Genomic DNA, 22,465 nt, shown 5'->3' with positions numbered 1-22,465 from the left:
GCGTAGGCTGAGGGTGTGCCAGCAGTGAATATCGGGATGCCGAAGATCCCCGAAGTCCTCGCCCCTCGTCGCAAGTCACGTCAGATCAAGGTGGGCAAGGTCCTCGTGGGCGGCGATGCCCCCGTGAGCGTGCAGTCCATGACGACCACGAAGACGACGGACATCAACGGCACGCTCCAGCAGATCGCCGAGCTCACGGCATCGGGCTGCGAGATCGTGCGCGTCGCCGTGCCGTCGCAGGACGACGCCGACGTGCTGCACATCATCGCGAAGAAGAGCCAGATCCCCGTCATCGCCGACATCCACTTCCAGCCGAAGTACGTGTTCCAGGCGATCGACGCCGGCTGCGCCGCCGTGCGCGTCAATCCCGGCAACATCCGCAAGTTCGACGACCAGGTCGGCGAGATCGCCAAGGCGGCGAAGGATGCCGGCGTCTCTCTGCGCATCGGCGTCAACGCCGGCTCTCTCGACCGTCGTCTCCTGGAGAAGTACGGCAAGGCGACCCCCGAGGCGCTCGTCGAGAGCGCGGTGTGGGAGGCCTCGCTGTTCGAGGAGCACGACTTCCACGACTTCAAGATCTCGGTCAAGCACAACGACCCGATCGTCATGGTGAAGGCGTACCGCCAGCTCGCCGAGCGGGGCGACTGGCCGCTGCACCTCGGAGTGACCGAGGCGGGCCCCGCGTTCCAGGGCACGATCAAGAGCGCCACGGCGTTCGGCATCCTGCTGGGCGAGGGCATCGGCGACACCATTCGCGTCTCGCTCTCGGCTCCGCCCGCCGAGGAGGTCAAGGTCGGGCACCAGATCCTGCAGTCGCTCAACCTCCGCGAGCGCAAGCTCGAGATCGTGTCGTGCCCGTCGTGCGGACGCGCGCAGGTCGACGTCTACACGCTGGCGGAGGACGTCACGGAGGGGCTCAAGGACATGACCGTGCCGCTGCGCGTCGCCGTCATGGGCTGCGTCGTGAACGGACCCGGCGAGGCGCGTGAAGCCGATCTCGGCGTCGCATCCGGCAATGGCAAGGGCCAGATCTTCGTCAAGGGAGAGGTCATCAAGACCGTGCCCGAGGCCGACATCGTCTCCACGCTCATCGAGGAGGCGAACCGCATCGCCGCGGAGATGGGACCGGAGGCACCGCTGGGCACGGCTCAGGTCGTCACGGCGTGACCCGCATCACGGTCTCCGGCCTCGGCGAGCGGCACCTCCGCGCTGAGCGCGCGACGCTGACCGCCACCGTGGCCATGGCGCACCCCCAGCGCGACCAGTCGATGGCCCTCGGCGAGTCCGCCCACGCCCGGATCGCCGAGCGCGCCGTCGTGCTGCGCGGGACCGGCGCGGCCACCTGGCATTCGATCGACGTCCTGACCACGCGCGTCCGGGTGTGGACCGACAAGGACGGCGCACAGCACCGGGATCACGTCACGAGCGGAACCGTGCGCATCAAGCTGGGCCGGCTCGACCTCGTGGCCGATGTGGTCGCCGAGCTGAGCGCGCTCGGCGCGACCGTGTCGACGGCCTGGGCCCTCACGGAGGCGACGAGAGACGGTGTGACGCGGGAGCTGCGGACAGCGGCCGTGCGCGACGCCCGTGCGAAAGCCGACGACTTCGCCGCGGCGCTCGGAGTCGCCGTGACGGACGTGGCGATCCTGCGGGAGTCGCCGACGTCCGGATCGCCCGCCATTCGCGGCTCGCAGGGCGGCGCGCGCGAGGAGCTCACCGTTCCTGAGATCACCGTGGCCGTCGCCGTCAGCGGCGAGTACGACACGAACTGACCGGGTCCGCCCGCATCCCGACCCGCCCGCATACCGAGGAGAGCCATGCCCGCCACCGTCGTCTCGTTCGCATCCGGCGCCGTCCGCGGCGCGAGCTCCGTCGTCCGCATCGAGGAGGGCGACCAGGGCGCTCTGGTCGTCGTCGAGGCGACTCCCTTCCACCCGGTCGATCACACCTGGCCCGACCAGCCGGGCGACAGCGGCACGATCTCGTCCGGGACCGAGTCGGTGCGGGTGCGCGAGGCGGTCATGGCAGCCGTCTCCGACGACGGGGTGTTCGCCGTCGGCACGGACATCCCGGTCAAGCGCGGCGTCGAGGGGTGGACCTGGCTCGTCGCGCACCCGATCGACGGTCCCGCTCCCTCCTGGCTCGTCGAGGGCGCGCCGGTCGATCTGGCCGTCGACGAAGCCCGGCGCGCGGGTCTGAGCCGGGGGCACACCGCATGCCACCTCGCGTCGCTCGCGCTCGACCTCGCCGTCGCCGATCTCTGGCGCAAGGACCCGGGCGTCGACGCGCTGGGCACCCCCGACTTCGAGGGTCGCGCAAACCAGACCAGCCGGATCCACGAGGACGGCGCCGTCGATGAGTACCGGCTGGGCAAGAGCCTGCGTCGGGCAGGCTTCGACACCGAGTCGTTCGCGGCGACGCTGGCCGACCGCACAGAAGCGATCAACGCTCGACTTCGCGACTGGGTCGCCTCGGCGGTGTCGAGCGAGGTTCTCGCCGAGGGGCCGACGATCGTCGACCGGCGCCGCTGGCGCTGCGAGCTCGCCGAGGGGACGGCCGAGATCCTGTGCGGCGGCACGCACACGCCGTCCCTGTCCGATTTTCTGTCGATCGAGGTCGCGCTCGATCTCACCGATCCTCAGCTGCTGGTCATGACGACGACGGCGAGTCCTGCGGCCTGAGCGTCGACGCGCCGACGGGTCAGATCGCGAACTCGATCTCTCCGCGTCCGACGTCGGCTCGCACCACCCGCAGCGGCACCGACGCGCCGGCAGCCGTGCCGGGCGGCACAGGCGACGACGCCGTGACTGCGGGCTCGGACAGCTGGACGGTCGCGCGCTCACCGCGCACCTCGATCACGGTCGCCTGCACGGTCGTCCCCACCAGCGGGGTGACGAGCGCGGCCTCGACGGCATCGACGGTCGCCGTGTCGAGCCTCGAGGCGCGCTGCGCGGACGACTGCATGAGCGCGGGCAGCTCCGCCAGCGAGTCCCGCGCCCACTCCGGAGCCTCACGGCCCTCGGCGGCCGCGAGGCAGATCGCCAGGGTCCACCGGTCGACCAGACGGCGCAACGGGGCGGTGGCGTGCGCATACGGCGCCGCGATGGCCGCCTGCACCGTGTCGTCCGGCACCGCGCCGTCGAACGTCAGGTACCCGGCTCCACGGAAGAGCGAGGCTGCGGCCTCGAGGACCGGCAGCGTCATCGGGTCCGCGCGCTCGAGCCCCCGCAGGTAGTCGCCGTATCTGCCCGATGTCCACGGGCGGCCGAGCGCCTCGGTCTGCAGCCGGAACGCGGCGAACGCGGCCTCGTCCGGCTGCGGCATCGTCCGGAGGATCCCGACCCGTGCGTCGAGCATGAGGGAGGCGGCCGCCATGCCCGTCATGAGCGAGAGCTGCGCGTTCCACTCCTCGACGGGAAGCGGATGGCGGCGCTCGATCGCGTACCCGCCGTCCGGCGTGCGCACGACCTCCTCGTCCGGGAGGTTCAGGCTCGCGCCGCCTCGGAGGCGCTCCAGGTCGACGCGGAGGGCGCCGATCTCGGGCAGGAGCGACGCGGGGCCCTCGTCGCCCCGGTCGAGTGCCGCCTGGGTGCTCGCGTAGTCGAGCTGCGCGCGCGACCGGATCAGCGCGCGCTCGAGCCGGAGGTCCGCCACCGAGCCGGCGTCGTCGAGGTCGAAGGTCCACACCAGCGCCGGACGCTCCGCCCCCGGCAGCAGGGAGGCGCGATCCTCGCTGAGCACGGCCGGATGCAGCGGGATCCTGCCGTCCGCCGCGTAGAGCGTCTGTCCGCGCCGGCGCGCCTCGGCGTCGACCGCGCCCCCCGCGACGACGAAGGCGGGGACGTCCGCGATCGCGTAGCGGACGGTGTAGCCGGTACCGCTCCGCTCGAGGTGGAACGCCTGATCGAGGTCACGGGATCCCGGAGGATCGAGAGTCGCGAACGGCACGTGCCGCAGGTCGAGGTCGGGCACCGGAGCCTGGGCGGCCTCCGCCTCCTCGAGGACGTCGACGGGGAAGTCGGCTGGGGCGTCGAGGTCGTCGCGCAGCGCGGCCAGGGCCGCGGCCAGCTCGGTCTGTGCGGCGGACGGGGCGACGCGGGATCGGCGCTGGAGCATACGCCCACACTAGGGTGCCCGGAGGCGCGGCGGCTCGGCGCCGACGGGATGCGCATCCGATCCGACGCGTCACTCCGGCCCGGCGGATCGCCGCGCGCGTTAGCGTGGGGACATGACCACTGCTGACAAGGCCAAGACCCTCATCGGACTGTACGAAGCCCCCGAGATCCTCCGCGTCGTGAACGTGTGGGACGTCGTGTCCGCCCGCGCCCTCGCCGCGCTGCCGGAGACGACCGCGATCGCGACCGCGGGGCACGGCATCGCCGCGTCCTTCGGATACGACGACGGGACGATCCCGCGCGAGGTGATGATCGACATGGTCGGACGCATCGCGGCATCGGTGTCGGTGCCCGTCACCGCCGACCTCGACGACGGGTACGACGACGCGGGGGAGACCACCCGCCTCGCGATCGCCGCGGGAGTCGTCGGCGCGAACGTCGAAGACCGCCTCAAGCCCCTCGACGACTCCGTCGCGGTCGTCGAGTCGATCGTGAGGGCGGCCGAGGCGGAGGGCGTGCCCTTCGCGCTCAACGCCCGCACCGACGCCTTCGTCCGGGCCGGCCACCGGCCCGTCGCCGAGAGTGTCGCGGACGCGATCCAGCGCGGTCGCGCCTTCCTCGACGCGGGGGCGACGGCGGTCTTCGTCCCGGGGATCCTCGATGCCACCGTCACGCGCCAGCTCGTCGAGGGCATCGGCGAGGGCAAGGTCAGCGTGATCGGCCTCCCCGGCGCGCTCGCCGCATCGGAGTACGAGAAGCTCGGCGTCACCCGCATCTCCTACGGTCCGCTCCCGCAGCGGGTCGCGCTCACGGCCGTGCAGGAGCTCGCGGCGAGCCTGTACGCCGGCGGTGTGATCCCCGACGGACTGCCCGCGCTCAACTGAGACCGACGTGAAGGCGGGTGACCACCGGTCAGTAGACTGGGCCCGTGGTCACTCGTCTCTCCAACTTCTTCCTCCGTACGCTCCGCGAAGACCCTGCAGGTGCAGAGGTCGCGAGCCACAAGCTGCTCATCCGTGCGGGATACATCCGGCCGCAGGCCGCCGGCATCTTCGCCTGGCTGCCGCTCGGCCTGCGCGTGAAGGCGCGGATCGAGGCGGTCGTCCGTGAGGAGATGTCCGCCGCAGGCGCGCAGGAGGTGCACTTCCCGGCGCTCATGCCCCGCGAGGCGTACGAGGCGACCGGTCGGTGGGAGGAGTACGGCGATCTGCTGTTCCGCCTCCAGGACCGCAAGGGCGGCGACTATCTGCTCGCCCCGACGCACGAGGAGGCCTTCACGCTGCTCGTGAAGGACCTCTACTCGTCGTACAAGGATCTGCCGCTCACGATCTATCAGATCCAGGACAAGTACCGCGACGAGGCGCGTCCGCGCGCCGGACTGCTCCGCGGTCGCGAGTTCACGATGAAGGACGCCTACTCCTTCGACTCCTCGGACGCCGGGCTCGACGCGAGCTACCAGGCGCAGCGCGACGCGTACGAGCGCATCTTCCAGCGGCTAGGCCTCGAGTACGCGATCGTCCAGGCTGATGCCGGGGCGATGGGCGGATCCCGCAGCGAGGAGTTCCTGCACCCGACCCCTGTCGGCGAGGACACGTTCGTCCGCAGCGCCGGCGGCTACGCCGCCAACGTCGAGGCCTTCACCACAGCGGTGCCCGACGCGATCGCCTTCGACTCCGAGGCGTCGCCGGTCGTGTTCGACTCGCCGGACACGCCGACGATCGAGACGCTGGTCGCGCACTCGAACGCGCACCTGGACGGCGACTACACGGCGGCGGACACGCTCAAGAACGTCGTCCTCGCGCTGACGCACCTCGACGGCACCCGTGAGCTCGTCGTCGTCGGCATCCCCGGCGACCGCGAGGTCGACGAGAAGCGCGCCGAGGTGGCCTTCGCGCCGGCCGAGGTGGCGACCGCGACCCCGGACGACTTCGAGGCCAACCCGCTCCTCGTGAAGGGCTACATCGGCCCGTGGTCGCCCACCGGCGCGGTGCTCGGCGAGGAGTCGGCGACCGGCATCCGCTACCTGGTCGACCCGCGCGTCGGCGAGGGCACCAGCTGGATCACCGGGGCGAACATCGACCAGAAGCACGCGCACTCCGTGGTCGCCGGACGCGACTTCTTCGCGGACGGCGTCGTCGAGATCGCGAACGTCCGTGCCGGGGATCCCGCGCCGGACGGATCAGGACCCGTCGAGCTCGCGCGCGGCATGGAGATCGGCCATGTCTTCCAGCTCGGTCGCAAGTACGCCGAAGCCCTCGGACTCAAGGTCCTCGACGAGAACGGCAAGCTCGTCACCGTCACGATGGGCTCGTACGGCATCGGCGTGACCCGCATCCTCGCGATCATCGCGGAGCTGAACAACGACGACAAGGGTCTCATCTGGCCGGCATCCGTCGCCCCGTTCGACGTGCAGGTCGTGGCCGCCGGTCGCGATCAGGCGGCGTTCGACGTCGCCTCCGAGCTGTCGGCGCAGCTCGAGGCCTCCGGGCTCGACGTGCTGTACGACGACCGCCCGAAGGTGTCTCCCGGCGTGAAGTTCGGCGACGCCGAGCTCGTCGGCATCCCGAAGATCGTGATCGTCGGGCGCGGAGCGGCCGACGGCCAGGTCGAGCTCTGGGACCGCGCCACAGGAGACCGCGACTCGGTCTCGATCGCAGAGGCCGTCGAGCGCCTGACCAGCCGCTGACGCCTGCTCCCGAACGCCGCGCATCCCTCCCGGGGTGCGCGGCGTTCTGCGGGGGAGTGACGTCAGCAGACGATGTAGCCGTGGTGCATGGTGTCGTCGTCAGGGGTGTCGTGCGTCACCAGGGCCTTGAGCGCACCCGCGGCCAGCGCGACCTTGCCCTTGGCCGGCTCCCAGAACTCCGCGACGGTCGGCGTGACCTTCAGGAGCGCGATGCCGGGGGTGTCGAGACCGTCCGTGAACCAGATGTCCAAGGAGGGGGAGTACAGCTCCTCCATCTTGCTGCGGTCGTGGACGATGCTCGCGTTCCCGGCGACCGAGACGTAGCGCATGCCCTTGGCATCGCAGTACGACAGGCCGACCTGATGGTGATGGCGGGCCTCCTCGACCTTCTCGGTGTCCTCGGCCGTGAAGAACCAGATGTCGCCGGCGTCGTCCATCTGCCGTGTCGACATCGGTCTGCTCACGAGGTTCTCCGCGTCGTCGCGGGTGGTCAGCATCGTGAAGTCGATGTCCTCCACCAGCTCCTTGACGCGCACGAGCGCTTCGGGTCCTGTGATCTCCGTCATGGGGCCATGATGCGCTCATCCGGGCCGGGCGTCATGGGCGTTGACACCGGCGTGGAGTGGTGATCGACGGCCAGGACATGCGACGCTGGTGCCATGACCGAGGAACCGCTGCCGGAGGCGCTGAGCGCCGAGATCAACACCGTCCTCGACGAGGCGGGCGTGCGCACCGACAGGCGGCTCGTGATGCGTCTGATGCGCACCGCGATCCTGCTCGGCGAGGACGGCACCGGGCGGCTCGACCTCAAGATCGCATCCGCCGCGCTCGCCGAGATGCGCGATGCCTTCCGGCTCTTCGCGCCGTTCCACGGCGTTCCGAAGGTGACGGTCTTCGGCTCCGCCCGCACCCGGCAGGACGACCCGCTCTACCTGCAGGCGCGCGACGTCGCCGCCGCGCTGGCCGCCGACGGCTGGATGGTCGTCACCGGCGCGGGCCCCGGCATCATGCAGGCGGCCGCGGAGGGAGCGGGCCCCGCGCTGTCGCTCGGGGTGTCGATCAGGCTGCCGTTCGAGGAGAAGGCGAACAGCCTCATCCAGGGCAGCGACCACGTCGTCGCGATGAAGTACTTCTTCACCCGCAAGCTCATGCTCATCAAGGAGTCGAGCGGGTTCATCTGCCTTCCCGGCGGCTTCGGCACGCTGGACGAGATGTTCGAGCTGCTGACCCTCCAGCAGACGGGCAAGGCCGAGCCCACTCCGATCGTGCTGCTGGATCAGCGCGGCGGCACCTTCTGGAGCGGGCTGAAGGCGTTCATCGACCAGTCGCTCGAGCCGACCGGCGTCATCTCTCCCGGCGACTTCGACCGCGTCGTCGTGACGGACTCCGTCGAGGCGGCCAGGGCCGAGATCGCCGGCTTCTGGCGGAACTACGACTCCCTGCGGTGGGTGGGGGACACGCTGATCCTGCGTCTCCGTGCGGAGCCCACCGACGACGAGATCGCGGATCTCAACGACCGGTTCGGCACGATGCTGTCCAGCGGCAGCATCCACCGCACGGCACCGCGCCAGCCCGAGGTCGCGGACGACGAGCTCCTGCATCTCCCGAGGTTGGCGCTGCACCTGGATCAACGGCGGGTCGGCGAGCTGTTCCGCCTGATCGGGGCGATCAACGCGCTGGAGTCCGCTCCCGCCGTCTGACGCCGCGCGACGGCACGGAGATGCCCGCGAGGCGGTCCTCGTCGTGGCAGCGGCCTACGGCGCAGGGTATCGTTGTACGGATGTCGTGCGTGCACATCCGCGCGACGAGAGCTGAATAGGGAGTCGTCATGGATATCGAACTGAGTCTGCTGCGTGGGATCGAGAAGGAGAAGGCGATCCCGTTCGACGAGCTCGTCTCGATCATCGAGCAGGCCATCCTGACGGCCTACTCGAAGCACGTGTCCGCCGACGGCGCCACGCCGGAGGGCGTGCGCGTCGACCTCGACCGTCGGACCGGCCATGTCGCCGTGCTGCAGGTCGTCAAGGACGACGAGGGCGCCATCATCGGCGAGGAGGACGCGACCCCCGACGACTTCGGGCGCATCGCCGCGTTCGCCGCGAAGCAGGTCATCAGCCAGCGCCTGCGCGACATCGCCGACGATGCGGTCCTCGGCGAGTTCAAGGGCAAGGAGGGCGACATCGTCGCCGGGATGATCCAGCAGGGCCCGAACCCGCGGATGATCCACGTCGATCTCGGATCCGTCGAGGCGATCCTTCCTCCCGAAGAGCAGGTCCCCGGTGAGGAGTACGCCCACGGCTCGCGCCTGCGCGTCTACGTGACCAGCGTCGCGAAGGGGCTCAAGGGGCCGCAGATCACCGTCTCCCGCACGCATCCGGGACTCGTGCGCAAGCTGTTCGCGCTGGAGGTGCCCGAGATCGCGGCGGGTCTCGTGGAGATCGTCTCCCTCGCCCGCGAGGCGGGCCACCGCACCAAGATCGCGGTGCGGGCGAACGACCCGGCGATCAACGCCAAGGGCGCGTGCATCGGCGAGTTGGGCCGCCGTGTCCGTGCGGTCACGGAGGAGCTGGCCGGGGAGAAGATCGACATCGTCGACCACGACCCCGAGCTCGCCGCCTTCGTCGCGAACGCGCTGTCGCCCGCCAAGGTGACGAGCTCGTTCATCCTCGACGCGAACACGAAGGCCGTGCGCGCACTCGTCCCGGACTACCAGCTGTCGCTCGCGATCGGCAAGGAGGGCCAGAACGCGCGTCTGGCCGCCAAGCTGACGGGTGCGAAGATCGACATCCAGCCCGACAGCGTCCTGGACTGATCGTCCGGAAGGCTCGACTCGCGCCGTGCGCGCGAGTCGAGCGGGAACACAGGTGTAAGATGGAACCCGTACGAACGTGCGTCGGCTGTCGCACGCGTGCTCCCCGCTCCACTCTGCTCAGGGTGGTGTCCCAGAACGACATCCTCATCGTCGATGAGCGTGCCGTCCTGCCGGGGAGGGGCGCGTGGGTGCATCCGACACGCGAATGCATGGATGCCGCCCTGCGGCGCCGCGCTTTCGGTCGTGCGCTTCGTGTGTCCGCCACGGTGGACACGCAGATTATCGAAGAACATCCGCTGAGAAACAAAGGCTGAACGGCTATGGAAACAAAGTGAACGGCTCGAAATGAGACCCGTCCGCGACTAGTGGTCTGCCCTGTCCAGGGTGGACCGACCCTGACAGGAGAATTGTGGCTGGAAAACCACGCGTACACGAGATCGCCGCTGAACTCGGCGTCGACAGCAAGATCGCACTTGCGAAGCTCAAGGAACTCGGGGAGTTCGTCAAGAGCCCCTCTTCGACCATCGAACCGCCGGTCGCGCGCAAGCTGCGCGCCGCGATCGAGGCCGACCCCTCGCTGAAGGCCTCCGCCGACGCACCCGCTGCGTCGTCGAAGCCGGCTGCCGCCAAGCCCGGTGCCGCCAAGCCCGGTGCCGCCAAGCCCGGTGCCGCGACGCCCGGTGCCGCGACGCCCGGTGCTGCCAGGCCCGGTGCCGCCAAGCCCGGCGCGCCGACTCCCGGTCCGAAGCCCGGTCCGAAGCCGGCTCCCGCGCCCGAGGCTCCGGCCGCCGCGGCGCCTGCTGCTCCGGCCGAGACCGCCGCTCCCGCGGCGGCGACCCCCGCGGCCCCGAAGCCCGCTGACGGCTCGGCGCCCAAGCCCGGGGCCCCTCGCCCCGGCAACAAACCGTTCTCGTCCGCGCAGGGCATGGGTCAGCGCCCGACGGGTCCGCGTCCGGGCAACAACCCCTTCGCCTCGGCGCAGGGCATGGGTCAGCGCCCGACCCCCGGCAACATCCCCCGTCCGCAGGCTCCGCGTCCCGGTGCCCCGCGTCCGGGTGCTCCCCGTCCCGGATCCCCCCGACCCGGCGCCCCGCGCGGCGGTCAGGGCGGTCGTCCCGGTGGCGCACCGTTCCAGCAGCGTCCCGGCGGCCCCGGTCGTCCCGGCGGTGCCGGCGGCCCCGGCGCCGGTCCCGGCGCTCGTCCGGGCGGCGGCTTCGCCGGTCGCCCCGGCGGCGGCGGTCGCGGTCGTGGTCCCGGCGGAGGCACCGCCGGTGCCTTCGGCAAGGGCGGCGGCAAGAGCAAGCAGCGCAAGTCGCGGCGGGCGAAGCGGCAGGAATTCGAGATGCGGAGCGCCCCGGTCGTCGGTGGCGTCAACGTCACCCGCGGCAACGGGGAGATCATCCGCATGCGCCGTGGCGCGTCCATCGCGGACTTCGCCGACAAGATCGAGACACTGACCGGCTACACGGTCCAGCCCGGAACCCTCGTGACGATCCTCTTCAACCTCGGCGAGATGGCCACGGCCACCGAGTCGCTGGACGAGGCGACGTTCGAGGTGCTCGGCGAGGAGCTCGGCTACAAGATCCAGATGGTCTCGCCCGAGGACGAGGACAAGGAGCTCCTCGAGGGCTTCGGTCTCGACCTCGAGGCCGAGCTGGAGGCGGAGAGCGAGGACGACCTCGAGATCCGTCCTCCCGTCGTCACCGTCATGGGTCACGTCGACCACGGTAAGACCCGTCTTCTCGACGCGATCCGTCAGACCAACGTCATCGAGGGCGAAGCCGGCGGCATCACCCAGCACATCGGTGCCTACCAGGTCTGGACCGAGCACGAGGGCATCGAGCGCGCGATCACCTTCATCGACACCCCTGGTCACGAGGCGTTCACCGCCATGCGTGCCCGCGGTGCGCAGGTGACCGACCTCGCGATCCTCGTGGTCGCGGCCGACGACGGCATCATGCCGCAGACGGTGGAGGCGCTCAACCACGCGCAGGCGGCGAACGTGCCGATCGTCGTGGCGGTGAACAAGGTCGACAAGCCCGAGGCCAACCCGGCCAAGGTGCGTCAGCAGCTCACCGAGTACGGCCTCGTCGCCGAGGAGTACGGCGGAGACGTCATGTTCGTCGATGTGTCGGCTCGTGCCGGCACCGGCATCCAGGAGCTCCTGGACGCGGTGCTGCTCACCGCGGACGCCGGTCTCGACCTCACCGCCAACCCGAACAAGGCCGCTCGCGGCGTCGCCATCGAGGCGAAGCTCGACAAGGGTCGCGGGTCGGTCGCCACGGTGCTCATCCAGTCCGGAACGCTCCGGGTCGGCGACGCGATCGTCGCCGGAACGGCGTACGGTCGCGTGCGTGCCATGGCCGACGAGAACGGCGAGCAGGTCCTCGAGGCCTTCCCGTCGCGTCCGGTCCAGGTGCAGGGTCTCAACTCCGTGCCGCGCGCCGGCGACGTCTTCATCGTCACCGAGGAAGACCGCATGGCCCGTCAGATCGCTGAGAAGCGTGAAGCGGTCGAGCGCAACGCCCAGCTGGCCAAGGCCCGCAAGCGCATCTCGCTCGAGGACTTCACCCGTGCTCTCGAAGAGGGCAAGGTCGAGTCGCTCAACCTCATCATCAAGGGTGACGTCTCCGGTGCCGTCGAGGCGCTCGAGGAGTCGCTGCTCAAGATCGAGGTCGACGACTCGGTGCAGCTCCGGATCATCCACCGCGGCGTCGGTGCGATCACCGAGTCCGACGTGAACCTCGCGACGATCGACAACGCGATCATCGTGGGCTTCAACGTGCGTCCCGACACGAAGGCGCGCGAGCGCGCACAGCGCGAGGGCGTGGACATCCGCTTCTACTCCGTCATCTACAACGCGATCGACGAGATCGAGAGCTCGCTCAAGGGCATGCTCAAGCCGGAGTACGAAGAGGTCCAGTCGGGCGTCGCCGAGATCCGCGAGGTGTTCCGTTCCTCGAAGTTCGGCAACATCGCCGGTGTCATCGTGCGATCGGGAACGATCACGCGAAACGCCAAGGCCCGTGTCATCCGCGACGGCGTCGTGCTCGCCGATGGTCTCGCCATCGAGTCGCTGCGTCGCTTCAAGGACGACGTCACCGAGGTCCGGACCGACTACGAGGCCGGTATCGGTCTCGGCAAGTACAACGACATCCAGATCGGTGACGAGATCGAGACCACCGAGATGGTGGAGAAGCCTCGCGGCTGACCATGAAGTCGCTCCGGTGATGGATGCCATCGGGATAACGGGAACCCCAAGACCCCGACCATCCCGATGGCATCCATCACCTCCGCAACAGTTTCGCTCCGCCACGGCGGTTGAGAGAGAGAATTAGGCATGGCTGGTGAACGACAGGCACGACTCGCGGACCGCATCCGTGTGATCCTCGCCGAGCGTCTGGAGAAGGGCCTGCGCGATCCGCGTCTCGGCTTCGTCACGATCACCGACGTGCGCGTGAGCGGCGACCTCCAGCACGCGTCGGTGTTCTACACCGTGCTCGGGACGGAGGAGGAGCGCGTCTCCAGCGGGGCGGCGCTCGCGTCCGCGACCGGCATGCTGCGCAGCGAGGTCGGCCGCCAGCTGAGCACGCGGCTCGTTCCGACGCTCGAGTTCATCCCGGACGCACTGCCGGAGAACGCCGATCACATCACGGCACTGCTCCGCGAGGCGCAGGAGCGCGATGCGGAGGTGGCGAAGCTCGCCTCCTCGGCCTCGCACGCCGGCGATGCCGACCCCTACGTGCGCCAGGACGACGACACGGAATCCTGAAGTACCGGGAGGTCGCCGGACGCGCCCTCCCCGCTTGCTACTCTCGGCTGCACGAGCGGGTGCTCGTGCGGACTGGGGGGTTCAGCATCGACGTGTCGAGCGCGCACCGGGCGACAGAGGTCGCCGCATCGACGATCGGACGCATCCTCGATGCGCTCCTGCACGACGACCTGGGGTGCGCGCCGCACGTGGTCACTCGCATCGTCGCCGAGGTGACGCCGGACACCGACGCGGTCCTGGCCGTCGCCGCCGTCCTCGACCTGCCGCAGCGGCAGGGACTCCGACCGCTTCCGTCGCCTCTGCCCATGGTGGACTCGGTGCGGGTGCTGTTCGACGATCTCGCGCTCGATCGCCGCGATCGGGAGCTGCTGATCGCGGCGTCGCTGCGACTCGACGACCGGCTCGACCCGCTCATCGACTTCGACGGCCGCACTGCCGACGTCCTCGCCGAGTCCGCGGTCGCCGGGCTGCTCCGCATCCATGCGGGACGCGTGCGGATCGCGGACCCGCGCCTCGCGATCTGGCTCCGCGGCACCACGACCGCCGCCGCCGCGGCGTCGGTGCACGCCCGGCTGCATGCGATCTTCCTCGCGCGGGGCGAGAGGGTGGATGCCGACTGGCATCGCGCCAGGGCCGCCCTCTGGGGAGACCCGGACACCGCGGAGGAGCTCGTCCGCATCGCTCGCGAGCACTCCGAGGCGGGGCTGAGCGACCGTGCCATGCACCTCGCCGCAGAGGCCGCCTCCCATGCGTCGGGCGCGAGCCGCGATGAGGCGCTGCTCGTGGCGGGGGCGGCCGCGATCGCCGGCGGCTACGCGCTCGAGGCCGTCGACCGCCTGTCCGGCCTGTTCCCGGATGCCGACGAGCGGTGGCGTATGCGCGCGCTGGGAGGACTGTTCGTCGCGCAGGCGCACCTGCAGGGTTCCGTCCCCGATGTCGAGCCGGGCTCACTCGCACCGCGGCGGGAGGATAGCGAGAGCTGGCACTGGTGGGCGCGCTCCGCGGCGCTGGCGGCGGTCCTGAGCGCGGAGCGGGGAGACAGGATCGCCATGCGCACCTGGCTCGGCGCGGTGCGCGAAGGGTGCGCTCGCGGGGACGACGAGTCCGGGCTCCGCGACTCCGTGGTCGCGCTCGCCTGGCTCGTCGCAGGGGACAGGGACATCGAGGACGTCCCGGGGTCGGGTCCGCTGACCGGCGGCATGCTCCACGCGCTGCGGGCGGCGTCGGACGGGGAGATCGACCGGGGCCTGCGACTGATCGCCGCGGGCGACTCCGGCATCGGAGCGGGGGAGGATCCCTTCGTCTCGGGATTCGAGCGTAGTCCGCTCGTCCGGGCCTATCGGGCGATCACGGAGGTGCTGCTGCTCACCTGGCGCGGCGATGTCGCACTCGCGCGCACCCGATTGATCCGGGCATCCCTCGAGCTGCCCGTGGCGCTCCCCTTCGCGGGGCTCGGCGTCGTCCTCGCCCGCCGGCTCGACCTGGCCGTCCTCGGGCGCCTCGGTCCGTTCTCCCTCGCGCTCACCGCGGCTCTGCCCGAGGCGCTGAGGATCGATCAGCTCGTGGACCGCGCGATCCAGGTCTACCTCACCGGATCCTTCGACGAGGCCGCGTCCTGCGTGCGGCTGTGGTGGGATCGCGGAGCACCGCAGCCCACGCTGTCGGTCCCCGGGCTCGAGGAGGTCGCCGAGGCGGCGAGGCTCGGCGCCGGTCCGACGCGGCGGGTCGAGACGCCCGAGATCGGTCGCGCACAGGAGCTGCGAGCGCGCATCGCCCGGAGCACGGACCGCGAGTGGCCGGCGGAGTACCCGCGGATCGTCGAGGCCGCCCGGTCGATCGCCTCGCCCTTCACCCGTGGTCGCGTCGAAGCCATGATCGGCACGCGCGCCCTCATCCGCGGCGACGACGCCGTCGGGAAGAGGCATCTCGACATCGCCAGGCAGCTGTTCGAGGTCTCGGGCGCCGCGGCATGGGCCCGCGCGGTGTCGGAACGCCGCGGACGGTCAGGCGCGGGAGCACAGCGTTCATCCGCGCCCGAGTCCGATCCGCTGGCTGCATCGCGGCGGCTCTGGGCGCCGATCCTCACCGTCCGTGAGCTGGAGGTGGCGATGCTCGCCGTCGGCGGCGCGTCCAATCGCCAGATCTCCTCGTCGCTGCACCTGTCCGTCCGCACCGTCGAGGTGCATCTCGGCAGGGTGTTCGCCAAGCTCGAGGTCCGCAGCCGCGTCGAGCTGAGCGTCTTGGCGCATCGCATCGGTCGCTTCGCCTGACCGGGAGCGGGTCGCTGTCACCGGGGCAGTGACAGCAGCTCGCCGTCCGCCTCCGCGAGTCCGTCGGCGATGAGCGAATCGATAGCCCTGTCGCGCTGCACCGGGTCCGGCCAGTCCGCGAGAACCGCGAGCAGGGGGACGCCCTCGGGTACGGCATCGCGGAGCGCACGGAGGACCGCACCGCGTGCCTGGCGGTCGGAACCCTCGAAGGCCGCCTGCCGCCTGCGGGTGTCTACGGTCTCGGGTCGCCCGGCGGCCACCCAGGCGCACGTCTCGATGAGAGGGCAGACGTCGCAGCGGGGAGCCCTCGCGACGCAGACGGTGGCGCCCAGCTCCATCGCCGCGGCGTTGAAGACCGCGGCATCGGCATCCGACGCGGGCAGCAGCGCGTCCATGCGCTCGAGGTCGCGTCGGGACGGGGGACCGGGCTGCGCCTGGCCGAGGACGGCGCGCGCGATCACACGACGGGTGTTCGTGTCGACCACGGGATGCCGGTCGCCGTAGGCGAACACGGCGACGGCCCTGGCGGTGTAGTTCCCGATGCCGGACAGCTGCAGCAGCTCCTCGACGTCGCGGGGCACCACCCCCTCGTGGCGCTCGGTGATCTCCTTGGCAGCCCGGTGCAGCCACAGCGCGCGGCGCGGGTATCCGAGGTTGGCCCACTGCTGGACGACCTCCGCGGGAGTGGCGGAGGCCAGGGACCGCGGGGTGGGCCAGCGCGCGAGCCAGGCCTCCAGGTGCGGGATCACTCGCGTGACCGGTGTCTGCTGCAGCATGAACTCGCTCACGAGCGTGCCCCACGCGCCGAAATCGTCATGGAACTCGGCGCGGCGCCACGGCAGATCCCGCGCGGTCCGTCGGTACCATGGCGCGAGGGGGAGCGATGGCGCGTGGTCGAGCGGCGGCGGAGGCACCCCGACAGCCTAGGCGAACCACCGACAGGGGAGACTGATCCGCATGAGGACCGCGAACGTCGCAGCACTGGGCCTGGTGGCCCTCTCGATCGTCATGACGGGATGCACCCCGGCGACGGACCCCTCTGCGACGCCGTCGGCGAGCCCGAGCTCCACGACCGAACCCTCGAGCACGCCGGCCCCGAGCCCGACGCCGACGGACGCCGCTCCCGACCCCGCGGACCCCTCGACGTGGATCATCTCCGACGGCGGCGTCGGACCAGTCGAGATCGGCGGCGACCTCGCCGCCACCCTGGCGGAGCTGCCCCCGACATGGGAGAACGACTCGGAGAACTGCTCCTGGACGGCCTGGTGGAACGCGGAGGACGGCGATTTCGGCATGTACGCGGTGCGCGGCACGGAGAGCGAGACGGCGCCGATCAGCGAGATCTCGGTCTACACCACCGCAAAGGCACCTGTTCCCAGAGCGCGACCGCAGACGGCGGAGGGGCTCGGTATCGGGGCGTCGCGGACGGAGGTGCTGGCCGAGTACCCCGGAGCGGCCGAGGGCGCTGCGCAGATCGGCGACGGGACGTGGATCATGGTGCCGGGCGACGGCGAGGCGCACATCTTCTTCGAGTTCCGCGACGGCGCCGACGTCGCGTCGGATGTCGTGGTGACCACGCGCGCGGAGCCGGCGTACGAGGTGTGCGGGTGACCCGTCGCTCCCGTCGTAGGCTAGGGGGATGGTCTCGCCCGGCATCCTCCTCGTCGACAAGCCCGCTGGACTGACCAGCCACGACGTCGTCGCACGGGTCCGGCGTGCGTTCGGCACCCGCAAGGTCGGCCACGCGGGCACGCTCGATCCGATGGCCACGGGCCTGCTGGTCATCGGTCTCGAGGGCGCCACCCGGCTGCTCACGTACATCGTGGGAGCGGACAAGACGTATCAGGCGACCATCCGGCTCGGACAGGCGACCACGACCGACGACGCAGAGGGCGACATCGTCGCGCGCGCGGACGACGCCTCGTGGGCTGCGGTCACACCGGACCGGATCACGGCAGGGGTCCTCGCCCTCACCGGCGCGATCTCCCAGGTGCCCAGCTCGGTCTCGGCGATCAAGGTCGACGGACGGCGGGCCTACGATCGGGTGCGCGCGGGCGAGGACGTCGTGCTGGCTGCGCGCGACGTCACCGTGTCGCGATTCGACGTGCTCGATCGCCGTGAGGGGGAGCGCCTCATCGACCTCGACGTCGTCGTCGACTGCTCGTCGGGCACTTACATCCGATCTCTCGCCCGCGATCTCGGTTCCGATCTCGGCGTCGGAGGGCACCTGATCGCCCTGCGACGCACCCGAGTGGGCGATTTCGACGTCGCCGACGCCGTCGGGATCGACGCGCTCGCAGAGGGCGGCCTGCTGACCCCGGCCGCCGCGGCGTCGCGGGTGCTCGATCCGCTCGCGGTGTCGTCGGCGGACGCGCGCGATCTCCGGCACGGGAAGCGGCTCGTCGGCCAGGCGGCACGGCTGTCGGGGCGGCTCGCGGCGGCGATCGACGAGGATGGCGTGCTGGTCGGCGTCGTGGAGAAGCGCGGGGACGACCTCAAGAGCGCGATGAACATGCCGGAGGTGGCGTCGTGATCCTCTGGCTCACTCTCGCACAGGTCGCGATCGCCGCTCTCGCCGGCGTCCTGTGCGTGACGCTCGGACTCGTCGGCCGGCGTCCCAGCGATCTCTCCGTCGGATCGCTCGCCCTCGTCGAGGTCCTGCTCGTCGTGCAGGTCGTCGTAGCGATCATCGCGCCCTTCGTCGGCAACCCGCCCGTCGGCGACCTCCTCGAGTACTGGGTGTACCTCGTCTCGGCCGTGCTGCTGCCGGTGGGGGCCGTGCTCTGGGCGCTCATGGAGCGCAGTCGATGGAGCACGGTCATCCTCGGGGTCGCGGCGATCGCCGTCGGGATCATGGTGTGGCGCATGCACGTCATCTGGACGATCCAGGTCGCCTGAGCCTCCGCCCCGGGGCATCCGTCGCCGCCGCGCCGGACCTAGAATGGACGGAGCCATGAGCACCTCCGTCCCCCGCACCCGCATGACCGGCATCGGCCGCGTCCTCGTGATCGTCTACGCCGTGATGGCCCTCGCCGCGACCGGTCGCAGCTTCGTCCAGATCCTGCGACAGTTCGACGAGGCGCCGCTTGCGTACGCGCTGTCGGCACTCGCCGCCGTCGTGTACGTGCTCGCGACGCTCGCCCTCGTCCTGGCGCGCAGGCGCGGGTGGTACACCGTGGCGTGGACGGCGATCGTGTTCGAGCTCACCGGGGTCCTCGTCGTCGGCGCGCTCAGCATCTTCCTGCCCGATCTCTTCCCGCACGACACCGTCTGGTCGATGTTCGGACGCGGATACCTCTTCATCCCGCTCGTCCTGCCGGTCTTCGGCATCTGGTGGCTGCGGACGCACCGGCCGGTGACGGCGGTGCAGCCGGTCGAGAACGCCGGGGTGAGCGCGTGATCGTCTTCCGGGATCCGCTGGAGGTCCCCGCGGACTTCGGGCCGTCGGTCGTCGCGATCGGCAAGTTCGACGGCGTCCATGCGGGGCACCGTGCCGTCATCCGTCGGCTGAAGCAGAAGGCGGCCGAGACGGGCGAGCGCGCCGTGGCGGTCACCTTCGACCGAAATCCGCTCGCCGTGCTCCGCCCCGACCGCTGCCCCGAGAACGTGGTGACCGTCGACCGCAAGCTCGAGCTGCTGGGAGAGCTCGACCTCGATGCCGCCCTCGTCCTGACGTTCGACGAGGAGCTCGCCGCTCGCAGCGCCGAGGACTTCGTCGCGGACATCCTGGTCGGCGCGCTCCGCGTCTCGACCGTCCTCGTGGGCGAGGACTTCCGCTTCGGTCACGGGGGAGCGGGCACTCCGCAACTCCTGCGCGAACTCGGTCCCGGCTACGGATTCACGGTGGAGGTCGTCGACGACGTCTTCCTCGACGGTTCGGAGCGTCGCGTGTCCTCGACCTGGATCCGCGAGCTGCTCATGGACGGCGACGTCACGACGGCCGCGCGGGTGCTCGACCGCAACGTCGACGTGCGCGGTGAGGTCGTGCACGGCCTCAAGCGCGGTCGCGAGCTCGGCTTCCCGACGGCCAACCTCTCGGCATCGGTCGACTCCTTCGTCCCGGCCGACGGCGTGTACGCGGGATGGCTCGTCGACCACCGGACGGGTCTGCGGCACCGGGCCGCGATCTCGGTGGGCACCAACCCGACCTTCGACGACGTGCTCGAGAGGCAGGTCGAGGCTCATGTCCTGGGGGAGACGGACCTCGATCTGTACGGGCACGACGTGACGGTGGAGTTCGTCGAGCGGCTGCGCGGGATGGTGGCGTTCGAGGGCATCGACAAGCTCAAGCAGCAGATGGCGGCGGACGTGACGGATGCCGAGCGGGTGCTCGCGGGTCACGGCGTCTGAACGGCGCGGCAACTCTCGGTGACGTGATCAGCGCCGGCTGATCCGGATGGCATAGACTGGGCATCGGTTCCCGTCGGATCCTCGCGCGTGCGTCGCGCGTCGACGGAAACCGGAACCACTGTTCGTACGGTCCTGGCTCACGCCACACGCGGACATCGAGAACGGCCAGCGCATCCGGCGGATGCTTCGGCCTTCACGCTCAGGAGGAGCATGCCGACCACGGCAACCGCCGCCACACGGCGCAAGAAGACCTCTCGTCGCGACGACGAGGCACCCCTCATCCCGATCCTCGCGCGCAAGGTGCGCGAGATCGAGGCGAAATCGCAGCGGGGAAAGCTGGGACCCACCAACCGGGTCAAGTTCCAGGTGATCGCCTTCCTGGTGCGCGAGGAGCGCGCCAGGGTCAAGGCGGATGCCGACATCGCGGACGCGGCTCGCGCCGAGCTGCTCAAGCGTCTCGACGGCGTCGCGACCATCCTCGCGAAGACCGCGGCGCGGGACACCTCGCTGATCCAGCTGCTGGAGGCCGACCAGGCGACATCGCCGGTGGCGAAGCGCATGCGCCGCGACTGGCTGCTCGAGTCGGGTGCGGAGCTCGCGCCCGAAGAGCTCATCATCGCCGACATCGCGCCGATCCAGGTCCCGGTGGTCCCCGCGGCGATCGCCGAGCGCCAGGTGACGCCGCCCACGGTCGAAGCCCGTCAGCTCGCGAACCCGTTCCTCGCCCCCGATCTCACGCCGCGCTCCACGAGCACGCCGCGTCGCCGCCTCGACGGCTGGGAGCTCATGGGACCGCTCTACAAGGCGTTCGAGACGGGCGCCGGGGGAGCGGCGGCGAGCATGGAGCTGCCGCCGGCCCCCGAGTTCGACCACGTCTCGCCCAAGGGCCTCGAGGTCATGGTGCACCAGTCGCGCTTCCTCGAGGCGGTGCGCTCCGGGCACCGCCGGTTCCTGCTCGCCGACGAGCCCGGTCTCGGCAAGACCGCGCAGTCCGTCCTCGCGGCATCGGTCGCCGGCGCGTACCCGCTGCTGGTCGTCGTGCCGAACGTCGTAAAGATGAACTGGGCACGCGAGGTCGAGCGGTGGACGCCGCAGCGACGTGCGACCGTGATCCAGGGCGACGGCGACGACATCGATGCGTTCGCCGACGTGTTCATCGTGAACTACGAGATCCTCGACCGTCACATGTCGTGGCTCGCGTCGATCGGCCTGCGCGGCATGGTCGTCGACGAGGCGCACTTCATCAAGAACCTCAGCTCGCAGCGGTCGCAGAACGTGTTGTCGCTCGCGTCCCGTGTGCGCGAGCGCACTCCGGGAGGCGACCCTCTGCTGCTCGCCCTCACCGGCACGCCGCTGATCAACGACGTCGAGGACTTCGACGCGATCTGGCGCTTCCTCGGCTGGACGACCGGTGAGAAGCCGGGACCCGAGCTGATGGAGAAGCTCGACGCGACCGGCTTCACCCCGGCGGACAAGGCGTTCTACCCGGAGGCCCGCGACGCCGTCATCTCGATGGGCATCGTCCGTCGCAAGAAGAAGGATGTCGCGGCGGACCTGCCGGACAAGCTCATCGCCGACCTGCCCGTGCAGCTGGACGACGAGTTCGGCCGCGGGATCCGTCAGGCCGAGAGGGAGCTGGGCGAGCGGCTCGCGGCCCGCTACCGCCGCATCATCGAGGCTCGCGGAGACCGCGGGCTCGCACCCGGCGAGATCGACGACGACATCGTTCGCCTCGTCGCGCAGAACGAGCTCGAGGAGTCGAAGGCCGCTGGCACCGGCGGCGACAACGTCTTCACGATGGTGCGCCGCATCGGCCAGGCGAAGGCGCAGCTCGCGGCCGACTACGCAGCGCAGCTGCAGCGCTCGGTGGGCAAGGTCGTGTTCTTCGCCAAGCACATCGACGTGATGGACCAGGCGGAGGCGCACTTCGCGTCGGCCGGCATCCGCTCGGTGTCGATCCGCGGCGACCAGACGACGACGACCCGCCAGCAGGCGATCGACGACTTCAACGGCGATCCCGAAGTGGGCATCGCGGTCTGCTCGCTGACCGCCGCAGGCGTCGGACTGAACCTCCAGGCCGCGTCGAACGTCGTCCTGGCGGAGCTGTCGTGGACCGCCGCCGAGCAGACGCAGGCGATCGATCGCGTGCACCGCATCGGTCAGGACGAGCCGGTCACGGCGTGGAGGATCATCGCCGCGCACACGGTCGACGCCAAGATCGCAGAGCTGATCGATCAGAAGCAGGGGCTCGCCGCCCGTGCCCTCGACGGGGAGGCGCTCGACGAGGCCGCCGCGGAGCCGGTGCAGCTCGGCGCTCTCATGCACCTGCTGCGGGAGGCGCTCGGCGGAGCCTGAAATCCGGCCGGAGATCCGCGTTAAGAACCGCCGTTCTTGACGCGGATTTTCCGTTGTCGGCGGCGGATCGACGAATATCCTCGAGATCGTCGGAGAAGCGTCGCA

General features: G+C 70.6%; 20 protein-coding genes. 17 read left to right on the top strand and 3 right to left on the bottom strand.

Translation table 11 applies throughout. The annotated features are described in order from the left end of the window. The first annotated feature begins 36 nt into the window (after nt 1-36). From ispG to A4X16_RS00930, 3 genes are read left to right on the top strand one after another with little or no spacing between them, the layout of a single operon-like run. Nucleotides 37-1,167 (top strand): flavodoxin-dependent (E)-4-hydroxy-3-methylbut-2-enyl-diphosphate synthase, encoded by a 1,131-nt coding sequence (gene ispG, locus A4X16_RS00940; protein ID WP_067115051.1) that lies wholly within the window; start codon nt 37-39, stop codon nt 1,165-1,167. After that, complete coding sequence (locus A4X16_RS00935; protein WP_067115049.1) at nt 1,164-1,772, top strand: SIMPL domain-containing protein; 609 nt, start codon at nt 1,164-1,166, stop codon at nt 1,770-1,772. The genes ispG and A4X16_RS00935 overlap by 4 nt, the downstream gene beginning before the upstream one ends. A gap of 45 nt (nt 1,773-1,817) precedes the next feature. Beyond that, nucleotides 1,818-2,681 carry a hypothetical protein gene (locus A4X16_RS00930; RefSeq protein ID WP_067115047.1) on the top strand — a complete coding sequence of 288 codons (864 nt, stop codon included), beginning with the start codon at nt 1,818-1,820 and terminating at the stop codon, nt 2,679-2,681. Nucleotides 2,682-2,700: 19 nt separating this feature from the next. Here the strand turns inward: A4X16_RS00930 and A4X16_RS00925 are convergent, their stop codons facing one another. Beyond that, the gene (locus tag A4X16_RS00925; protein ID WP_067115045.1) at nt 2,701-4,116 is read right to left on the bottom strand and encodes an RNB domain-containing ribonuclease; all 1,416 of its coding nucleotides are present in this window, start codon (nt 4,114-4,116) and stop codon (nt 2,701-2,703) included. A gap of 112 nt (nt 4,117-4,228) precedes the next feature. Between A4X16_RS00925 and A4X16_RS00920 the strand changes: the two genes are divergently transcribed. Both A4X16_RS00920 and A4X16_RS00915 read left to right on the top strand, forming a co-directional pair. After that, nucleotides 4,229-4,999: an isocitrate lyase/PEP mutase family protein gene (locus tag A4X16_RS00920; protein ID WP_067115043.1), complete on the top strand. Its 771-nt coding sequence runs from the start codon at nt 4,229-4,231 to the stop codon at nt 4,997-4,999. A 44-nt stretch (nt 5,000-5,043) separates the two neighbouring features. Continuing rightward, nucleotides 5,044-6,801 carry a proline--tRNA ligase gene (locus A4X16_RS00915; RefSeq protein ID WP_067115041.1) on the top strand — a complete coding sequence of 586 codons (1,758 nt, stop codon included), beginning with the start codon at nt 5,044-5,046 and terminating at the stop codon, nt 6,799-6,801. A gap of 62 nt (nt 6,802-6,863) precedes the next feature. On the opposite strand, the gene A4X16_RS00910 is transcribed toward A4X16_RS00915, so the two are convergent. Further along, complete coding sequence (locus tag A4X16_RS00910) at nt 6,864-7,367, bottom strand: pyridoxamine 5'-phosphate oxidase family protein (protein WP_067115039.1); 504 nt, start codon at nt 7,365-7,367, stop codon at nt 6,864-6,866. Between the two features lie 93 nt (nt 7,368-7,460). Between A4X16_RS00910 and A4X16_RS00905 the strand changes: the two genes are divergently transcribed. From A4X16_RS00905 to A4X16_RS00885, 6 genes are all read left to right on the top strand, one after another. Beyond that, entirely contained in the window at nt 7,461-8,501 is a 1,041-nt protein-coding gene (locus A4X16_RS00905) for a TIGR00730 family Rossman fold protein (protein WP_067115036.1), read from the top strand. A 128-nt stretch (nt 8,502-8,629) separates the two neighbouring features. Then, nucleotides 8,630-9,613, top strand: a complete 984-nt coding sequence (nusA, locus tag A4X16_RS00900; RefSeq protein WP_067115034.1) for a transcription termination factor NusA — start codon at nt 8,630-8,632, stop codon at nt 9,611-9,613. Nucleotides 9,614-9,672: 59 nt separating this feature from the next. Then, a complete protein-coding gene (locus A4X16_RS17325; protein ID WP_082914188.1) occupies nt 9,673-9,927 on the top strand; it encodes a YlxR family protein in 255 nt (84 codons plus the stop codon). A gap of 95 nt (nt 9,928-10,022) precedes the next feature. Next, entirely contained in the window at nt 10,023-12,824 is a 2,802-nt protein-coding gene (gene infB / locus A4X16_RS00895; protein ID WP_067115032.1) for a translation initiation factor IF-2, read from the top strand. 129 nt (nt 12,825-12,953) lie between these two features. After that, on the top strand, nt 12,954-13,385 hold the full coding sequence (rbfA, locus tag A4X16_RS00890; protein ID WP_067115030.1) for a 30S ribosome-binding factor RbfA: 432 nt from the start codon (nt 12,954-12,956) through the stop codon (nt 13,383-13,385). Between the two features lie 65 nt (nt 13,386-13,450). Further along, nucleotides 13,451-15,655 (top strand): helix-turn-helix domain-containing protein, encoded by a 2,205-nt coding sequence (locus A4X16_RS00885; protein ID WP_197491737.1) that lies wholly within the window; start codon nt 13,451-13,453, stop codon nt 15,653-15,655. A gap of 17 nt (nt 15,656-15,672) precedes the next feature. Here the strand turns inward: A4X16_RS00885 and A4X16_RS00880 are convergent, their stop codons facing one another. Next, on the bottom strand, nt 15,673-16,569 hold the full coding sequence (locus A4X16_RS00880; protein ID WP_082914187.1) for an A/G-specific adenine glycosylase: 897 nt from the start codon (nt 16,567-16,569) through the stop codon (nt 15,673-15,675). A 43-nt stretch (nt 16,570-16,612) separates the two neighbouring features. Here A4X16_RS00880 and A4X16_RS00875 point away from each other — a divergent pair, with 43 nt between their 5' ends. The 6 genes from A4X16_RS00875 to A4X16_RS00850 all read left to right on the top strand — a co-directional run bounded on the left by A4X16_RS00875 (nt 16,613) and on the right by A4X16_RS00850 (nt 22,360). Further along, the gene (locus A4X16_RS00875; RefSeq protein WP_067115026.1) at nt 16,613-17,266 is read left to right on the top strand and encodes a hypothetical protein; all 654 of its coding nucleotides are present in this window, start codon (nt 16,613-16,615) and stop codon (nt 17,264-17,266) included. Between the two features lie 28 nt (nt 17,267-17,294). After that, nucleotides 17,295-18,188, top strand: a complete 894-nt coding sequence (truB, locus tag A4X16_RS00870; protein ID WP_067115024.1) for a tRNA pseudouridine(55) synthase TruB — start codon at nt 17,295-17,297, stop codon at nt 18,186-18,188. After that, nucleotides 18,185-18,553: a hypothetical protein gene (locus A4X16_RS00865; protein WP_067115021.1), complete on the top strand. Its 369-nt coding sequence runs from the start codon at nt 18,185-18,187 to the stop codon at nt 18,551-18,553. The genes truB and A4X16_RS00865 overlap by 4 nt, the downstream gene beginning before the upstream one ends. Nucleotides 18,554-18,635: 82 nt before the next feature. Further along, a complete protein-coding gene (locus A4X16_RS00860; protein ID WP_197491741.1) occupies nt 18,636-19,055 on the top strand; it encodes a hypothetical protein in 420 nt (139 codons plus the stop codon). Further along, nucleotides 19,052-20,005 carry a bifunctional riboflavin kinase/FAD synthetase gene (locus A4X16_RS00855; protein ID WP_067115017.1) on the top strand — a complete coding sequence of 318 codons (954 nt, stop codon included), beginning with the start codon at nt 19,052-19,054 and terminating at the stop codon, nt 20,003-20,005. The genes A4X16_RS00860 and A4X16_RS00855 overlap by 4 nt, the downstream gene beginning before the upstream one ends. 210 nt (nt 20,006-20,215) lie before the next feature. Further along, a complete protein-coding gene (locus tag A4X16_RS00850; RefSeq protein WP_067115015.1) occupies nt 20,216-22,360 on the top strand; it encodes a DEAD/DEAH box helicase in 2,145 nt (714 codons plus the stop codon). Nucleotides 22,361-22,465: the final 105 nt, after the last annotated feature.

Origin of the sequence: Microbacterium sp. H83 (genome assembly GCF_001650405.1) — a bacterium.
Classification (GTDB): domain Bacteria; phylum Actinomycetota; class Actinomycetes; order Actinomycetales; family Microbacteriaceae; genus Microbacterium.
The sequence above is the reverse complement of the archived record's forward strand: the minus strand, read 5'-3'. Positions and strand labels throughout refer to the sequence as shown.